Source organism: Xenorhabdus yunnanensis (assembly GCF_028598805.1).
GTDB lineage: Bacteria > Pseudomonadota > Gammaproteobacteria > Enterobacterales > Enterobacteriaceae > Xenorhabdus > Xenorhabdus yunnanensis.
Map to the genome: position 1 here is coordinate 1 of NZ_JAQRFI010000017.1, position 7,868 is coordinate 7,868.

Sequence of the window (7,868 nt, forward strand, 5' to 3'; positions counted from 1 at the left end):
ACCACCATCGATGGCACGGACAGAAAGCAGGAGACCGTGATTGAGTTTGATGAAAACAAAGCGCCCAGCATTAGCAATCTGCAACTGGAAGGGGTGTTGCATGTCAAGGGTATCCTGCATACTGTCTATCAGTTTGATGCTAAAGAGGGCAATACCACAGACCGCTCGTTCTATGTCTGGGGCGAGAAAGGCTCCACGGCGAAACGGGTCGTTGCACTGGCAGATGCCGCAGGAACAAAAGAGCCAATAGAACTGACGCAGAAAAACGGTGAAGGCCGGGTGGCAGCCGGGGCGGCAGATAAGGACAAAGTGAAATACACCATTGAGAGCCGTGATATCGGTAAGGTTCTGGAAGTGTCGGTACTGGCGGCGAATGACGCGAACTTGCGGGCTAAAGCCCCGTTGACCACTGATGTGAGCGACCCGAACGCCAATCAGGGCATTACCGGCGGTAACGGCAAGGGCGGTGTGGCAGATCCGAATGCCAAACCGGCTATCGACAAGATTGTCCTGAGCGGGGAGCTGGAAATCAATAAACCGCTGACGGCTGAGTACACCTTTAATAGTAACGGCGGGGATGCCACGGATCTTTCCCAGTTTGTCTGGCATGAAAAAGGCACGCCGGCAGCAACTTATCAACCCGTACCGGACAATGGCAAGAATGCCCAGAACAAAACCGGCACCCTGAGCAAACAACTGGAACAGGCCGATGCAGGGAAAACCCTCGCGATTACCGTGAAGCCGGTTAACGGCAACAACGAAGCGGGTGATCCCAAAACGGTGGATACCGGTATGACAGATACCGATATCAACAAAACTATCTCCAAAGGCGCAAAACCGGGCACTGTCCTTGATCCGGCGGCAAAACCGTCCATTGATAATCTGCTGCTGGAAGGCAAACTGTACCTGAATGAAACCTTAACCGCTAAGTATGAGTTTAATGCCCACAATGGAGATGCCACAGATAATTCCATCTATGTCTGGAAGCGTTTAAGGCCGGAGGATAAAGACGGCGGGCCACGGGAGGAGGTATCAGATCCTGAAGCCAAGGGAACAGTTGACGGAAGAAAAATCCCGAGTGGTGCGATTCCTTCTTATACACTGGGTATAAATGATACCGGCAGACTGCTGGAAATCATCATCACACCGAAAAACGGCCTTGGGGAAACCGGGACTGATGCGGTGATCAATACGAGTCAGGATCATACCCTTATTGGAGGAACCGCTGATGGGGCAATTATTGATCCGAACAGGGGACCTATCATTGAGGGATTAACGATTAACGGGACGCTGGAAATGGGGAAAGCACTGACAGGCTCGTACATCTTTAAACAGAATGATAAGGATGATGTGGATAACTCCATGTTTCTCTGGGGTATTAAATATCCGGACTCCGATGACCCCACTGCCTCGACCTCACCAGAGAAAAGGATTTCCGATTTGGTTGATGATCCTGACCATCACATCAAGACAAGTGGAACCGTGCCATCGTATAACCTAAAACCCGAAGACAGCGGCCGGATTATCCAGCTCGCCATGGTGCCCCGCAGTCCGCTTAAATCGGGTAATAATAAAATGATGTTGGGGGAGTCAGTGGCAACGGATACCAAACAGGAAACCCAAAAAGGCAATATAACAAGGGGCAATCCGGAGGGTACAGTGAAAGGGATTGCGGACGACTTCACGATAATCTCAGATACATCAGAAAAGGATGCCGATGGCACCATGGCAGTGAAAGTAGCGAAAGATAAGGCTATTACGCTCACCATCAATACCATCGCGGCGGGTGGTCAATCCGTTGGCGGAGTGCCTATTGAAGTGAAACTGGATAAGGCAATGGGACGTGCGAAAAAGGATAAGATTGACGCCACTGCGCAACTGAAGATTAACGGAGAAACTTACACCAAGGATAAATCTTACATCGGTCATACTGCTCAGGATGGCAAACTGGTTATTGAAGTTACTGATCAGAGCAGTATCGGGTTAAAAACCCCCATAGTTATTACCGCGAATGATAAGTCCAATGCTAAGGAAAAGACACGGGATGTTATTTTTACCGTGATTACCAGTCCTGATACACACCTAGCTAATTATTGGGGGCATATGATTAACGAAACACCTATAGGTGGAATCATATTTAAAAGGCCCAAATTATCTGCTGAATGGAAAGCAGATGGAACTGAGGAAATAGTTGGAGAAAGTTGGACGATAGCAAAATGGCCTACAGCTAATTCCTATTGTTCATTGCCTACAGCAGATGAGTTAGTAAATCTATATAATGCTCAGCAAGGGAAAAAGATAGATATTAGTTTGGGTTGGCCTATTGCAAATACGCCTCGATATAAATCTGCTACTCCTTATCCGGTAGGCCATGCGCGTGTAAATGATCATATGTCTGTAGACCTATTAAATGGCAGCAAAGCTGATAATAGTAACGATAATGTTGCGGGGAGAATTATTTGTAAATAGACTATTTCCGTTTATTGTTAATCTGAAAAAAACCGCCTCATACGAGGCGGTTTTTTCTATTATCAGTGATGCTGTGAATCAGTTATAAATACACATTCATGTTCCAGTTTTTTTGGAGGGATATATCTCTCTATTTTAAATATATAATTAATATACCTTTCGTCTTTCAAGTTGCCTCTTTGTTGGCTGCACTCACTCACCCCGGTCACATAGTTATCTATGCTCCCGGGGATTCGTTCCCTTGCCGCCGCGATGCATCTTGAAATCCATTGTGTATAAATTAATATATCCAATTGTTGATTTTTAAATTAACTCCATATGAATATATGATTGTAAACAGAAAGTAAACAAAGTCATATAAAATTATAGTATTTATTGTTATGTCTTTCTTGTTTTTGTATGTTCCAAGTTGCCACATAATGGCAAATCCCTTATGTAAAAGTGATATGGTCAATTCTTTATTGTAAAACAGGAAACAATGGTGAGAAAATTATTTGTCGTCATTCTGACGATCTTTTGTATGACATTCGGCTTGCTGTCTCATGCAAATTCTGTGGCAGTTCCCGATAAGAAAGCGTGTAAACATCGCGTTGTTAATCAACTTAGTTCATTTCATGGAAAAACTTATCATTTTGGAAATCAAACGTTTCAATTAGATAGAAGAGGAATGAAACACATCTTGGAGCGGCATCACCCTTGTTTCTGGAATGGCTCAATTAAAGATACACAAAGTTTTTTATCGAGTGATATGTCAGTAAAAGAGATTGTTCACGCCATTGAGAGTATAATGAAGAAACACAGAAAGATTTTAATAAGGAAAGGACATAGTAGATTTCAGATTCAAGGGAAATACAAAGGTCACCTATATATTGTTGGATTTAAACGCGGAAGAATAGGCCAGTTTTATCCGAAGTTAGAATGAGGTAAAAATGATATATACAAACATAACTATAAATTCATATATTAAAATTGGAGATGAATTCATTGATATCTTTCAATATGAAGGGGAAATAAAAAGAAGTGATTATATTGATGGTGCATTGGAACTAACTATCAATGGTAAACTTCTTATCACTAAAACAATGTGGGATGATATAGTTGATCTTTGGAGTTATTTTTCTGAAGGGTTATTATTAGCATATGAAAATAAAGAATTTAAATGTTATTTTCCTGATCAGCCAATAGAGGTAAAATTCATTCCATTAAAAGGGCATAGAAGAGTGTGCGTAAGTGTAAATAGCCACTCTGAGGTCAAAACCTCTATCGAGAAAAATGAATTTTTAATTGTGATGCGGGATCATGCAATCAAGTTCTTTGAAAGATTAGAATATTTAAAATCTGCAACAATGGGAGATCGTGTACAGGCGATGCAATATTTAGGAAAAATAAAATTATAATAGAAATAATATTAATTAGTTTTAATCTGGCCATCATCCACTTTATTTATCTATTTCAACGTGAGCGACGGTTCTGTGAGTTCGTTATAAGGTATTATTCAGCGTAACTGCATGGTCGCTCTGTTTTTATCAATCATAAAAAACTAACCATCTTGGGAAAACCAGATACCTCTCTGGTTTTCCCTGAAATATGATGACTACCTATCCCAATAAACTCTTAATCTTTTTACCAGAATTAAGAACAAACATATTTCATAATGCATTCAAGTTTTTCGCAGGTTTCCTGCCATTCTCGTTCTGGTTTTGAATCTCTGACCAGCCCCGCACCGGCCTGGAGCCAACTGCGTCCTTTATGTTGATAGAAAGAACGTAATACCAGCGCGGCATCCAGTTTGCCTGTGCTGTCCAGCAGCATGACACAACCACTGTAAAGCCGGCGTGGTTCATCTTCATAACGAGCAATGGCTTCCAATGAAGGTTTCTTCGGTATTCCGGAAGCGGTGACTGCCGGGAATAGGGCAATGAAAGCGTCCCAACGATTTTTGTCTGTTTGCAACAATCCTTTTACGCGTGATGCCAAATGTTGTACCGAACCACGTTCACGAATAGCCATAAATTCTGATACGCAAAGTGTGTCTGCCTGACAAATCGGGGCCAATTCTTCTAATGCGAGTTTTGCAGATACTGCATGTTCAGCAATTTCTTTCGGATCAGAAAGTAAATCGGCCCGCAGCCGTTGATCCAGCTCTTTGTCATGTGTCAATGCTCTGGTGCCCGCCAATGGTTGGCTATTGACCCAACCAGAACCATCGGCCTCAACCACAGTTTCTGGGCTGAAACCGTAAGCAGAAAATTCTTCGTCCCGTAAGAAGAAAGTGCGGGCAGGTGTGTTAGCCTGACGGCCCAGCCAGTAACTGTGTGTTATATCAACATTTGAACCAAGCTCAACTTTGCGTGACAGGATCACTTTTTGGTAGTGACCTGCGGCAATGTCCTTAACCGCATTTGCTACGTTATCCTGATAACGTTTTTCCGCGTCTGCCGTATTGATAATTTCCAGCTCTTTTGTATATGGGAAAACTGGTGTACTTGCTTGATCAGCCAGCCTGACTTTCTCACTCAATATGGCGATCTGGTTTTCTTCAAGCGTCCGTATCAGAACCTGTCCATGAGTAATGCGTAATTCATGTTGTGGAACAGTGATTTTTATTAATGCTTCATTTTGCTGTTCTAATGATGGATCTAATGGTATCCCGTATGTCATATGGGAAAATTCAAATAATGTTCTGCCATAAGCACGCCAGTCTTTGATAGGAAGCGTGTTGAGTGCCAGCTCCAGTTTTTGGCTTAATGTATTGATATCGTATGGATGATGGTTGCCTTTTGCATCAACTAGTTGCCCCGATGCATCCGCGCTGATGGTGGCTGCACAGCCTATCCCCAATGACCATTCACCTTTGATTTCATAGAGCATACAAGGTAGTGCACTGTTCTCTGCGAGATCTGCAAGCAAGTGAGTGACCAGATCTAATGGAGTGCTGGTAATAGCGATAGTGTGTTCATGATATTGCTGCATTGGACTTCCGTGTTCTGCTTGTGCCATCTGTATTAACTGGCGTTTGTCGATTTTTCCTACGGTGGTTAATGGCCAATACGCCACAAACAACCATTGATCAGGGATTTTATGGCGCTGAACGCCTTTTTGCTGCAAAAATGCCTGCATCTGGGTAGGTTCTGGTTGGTTGCCACTCTTTGGTATGCAAGCGCAAATTCGTTCACCCAATAGTTCATCAGGAACCGCGATGACAACTGCGTCATCAATATCTGGATGCTGCAACAGCAATGTTTCAACTTCTTGCGTCGAGATTTTCTCGCCACTGCGGTTGATCTGCTCTTTAATCCGTCCTTCAACGATCAGGTTGCCATCTGCTGTCATGCGAACCAAATCACCTGTACGGTAGAATCCATCAGTGGTGAAAGCGACAATATTATGTTGTTCTGCACGGTAATACTCCGTAATGGTGTAGGGGCCTCGTGTAATCAGTTCGCCGACTTCACCGAATGCGACAGGTTGCAGATTGGCATCAACAATTTTGATTTCATCGTCTTCTGATAATGGACAACCTTGGGTATTAATAATGACCTCATGGGGATCATCCAGTCGGGTATAGCAAAGCAAACCTTCCGCTGTACCAAATACCTGCTGCAAAGGCCCAAGGCGTGCCATAACCTGTTCTGCCAGTTCCGGTGTGAGCCGGCCACCACCGACTTGTAAGCAACGCAAGGATGAGAGGTCGCTCTGTTCCCAGTCACGAGCCTGTTGCCAAAGCCGGGCAAGCGCCGGTACTAGCGCGATATGTGTCACCTTATGCTGTTCGATCAAAGGCATGGCTTCATCACAACTGGCGCTGTCACTCAGGAGTACACATCCGCCCTGAGAAAGTGTGCCCAGAATACCGGGGCTGCCTAAGGTGAAGTTATGCGCAACAGGCAATACGGCTAAATAAACGCTTTCGGTATTTATTGAACACAGACGGGCAGAGAGCACAAAATCATAGGTATAGGCATCGTGAGTACGCGGAATTAATTTCGGTGTCCCTGTTGTTCCTCCGGAAAGCAGGAGTGCGGCAATATCGCCGTAACATGGGCCGGAAATATTGAGTGGTTCACCATCAATGGAGGCCAATGCGGTAAATTCTTCTGCTTCCCCATCAACAATGACATGCTGTATATCAGGACAAGATGCCGCAACTTCCCGTGCCATTTCCCGATAATCAAAACCGTGGATACAATCAGGGATAATATAAGCCACTGGTCGTGCAATCTGACAAAGTGCATGAATATCATGTGCCCGTTGTGTCGGCATTAATAACATTGGGTGAGCTCCCAGCCTGAACAGGGCAAAACAGGTGACAACAAAGGAGATGCGGTTAGGCAGTTGTACCATGACATTGTCACCACGACGTATTCCCCGCTGGAATAATCCACTTGCCAGCCTTTCCGCAGATTGATGGAGTTCACGGTAAGTCAGTTGTTGTTTTTGATCGAATTGTTCCTGATAGATCAGCGCGGTTTTATCACCCCAGGTTTTCGACCATCCGGCAAGCTGTTGGTCTATTGTTTCGCCATTCCAAAGATAGTCTGGCGTCATAGTAAGATTTTTTCCTGGGATTGAATAAGGTGCCATTATGCGAACTCCTGTGGATAAACATATTGCATAAATTGGGTAACGCGACGAATAAAACTCTGCGGTTTTTGCGTGATATAAAAATGGTTGCCGGCAATCTCTTGGCAGCAATACGAAAGGTTTTGCTTGTCACCGGCAAGCCAGTGATGCCACTGCTGAACTTCCTGAGCGGAAGCTTCTTTGTCTTCGTTGCCATACAGCAACAGTGTTGGTGTTTGCAGTTTTACGGAATCAGATTGAATAACATGGTGATAATGCTCTGTAGCTCCAAAATCAGCACGTAGCATGGGTAAGAACAGCGCCAGCAAGCCCGGATCTTCTCGTAAAACCGGGTTGCACCCGCCAATATCAATCAGTTGTTCAATGAATTCATGATCAGGTAATCCACTCAATTGACGGCGGGATTGAAGATGGGGTGCATGACACCCCGAAAGCACCAGTGTCTTAGGAGGACAATCATGTTGTTCAAGACGTTGGCACGTTTCAAAAGCAACCTGAGCGCCCATACTGTGACCGACCAGTATCAAGTTTTCTCTCTGCGCGGGCGTTAGTGACACGATCAGATCAGAAAGTGATTGTGCTAATGGCGCAATTCTGGTGACCGCCTGTTCATTCATACGGCTGTCACGCCCGGGGTAAATTACCAGTGAAACGGCTATGTCTGGATTTTCCAGAGTAGACCATTGACGGAATGCGCTGCTGCTGCCCCCGGCAAAGGGGCAGATTAACAGGGTGTATTTAGGTTCGCCACGAGGTGTCAGACACGGGCGAATCATCGGATGTACAGGAAGTGCCCACTTCATCAGTATTCTTCC

General features: G+C 44.6%; 5 protein-coding genes. 3 read left to right on the forward strand and 2 right to left on the reverse strand.

Annotated features, from left to right (window positions below; all coding sequences use genetic code 11):
* The 3 genes from PSI23_RS09150 to PSI23_RS09160 form a co-directional block, all read left to right on the forward strand.
* A partial coding sequence (locus tag PSI23_RS09150) for an adhesion domain-containing protein (RefSeq protein WP_273554802.1) occupies positions 1-2,469 on the forward strand: 2,469 nt, incomplete at its 5' end.
* 478 nt (positions 2,470-2,947) lie between these two features.
* The gene (locus PSI23_RS09155) at positions 2,948-3,391 is read left to right on the forward strand and encodes a hypothetical protein (protein ID WP_273554803.1); all 444 of its coding nucleotides are present in this window, start codon (positions 2,948-2,950) and stop codon (positions 3,389-3,391) included.
* A gap of 7 nt (positions 3,392-3,398) precedes the next feature.
* Positions 3,399-3,866 (forward strand): hypothetical protein, encoded by a 468-nt coding sequence (locus PSI23_RS09160; RefSeq protein ID WP_273554804.1) that lies wholly within the window; start codon positions 3,399-3,401, stop codon positions 3,864-3,866.
* Positions 3,867-4,101: 235 nt separating this feature from the next.
* On the opposite strand, the gene PSI23_RS09165 is transcribed toward PSI23_RS09160, so the two are convergent.
* Complete coding sequence (locus PSI23_RS09165; RefSeq protein ID WP_373567313.1) at positions 4,102-7,017, reverse strand: salicylate synthase; 2,916 nt, start codon at positions 7,015-7,017, stop codon at positions 4,102-4,104.
* Between the two features lie 35 nt (positions 7,018-7,052).
* A complete protein-coding gene (locus PSI23_RS09170) occupies positions 7,053-7,856 on the reverse strand; it encodes a thioesterase II family protein (protein ID WP_373567311.1) in 804 nt (267 codons plus the stop codon).
* Between the last annotated feature and the right edge of the window lie 12 nt (positions 7,857-7,868).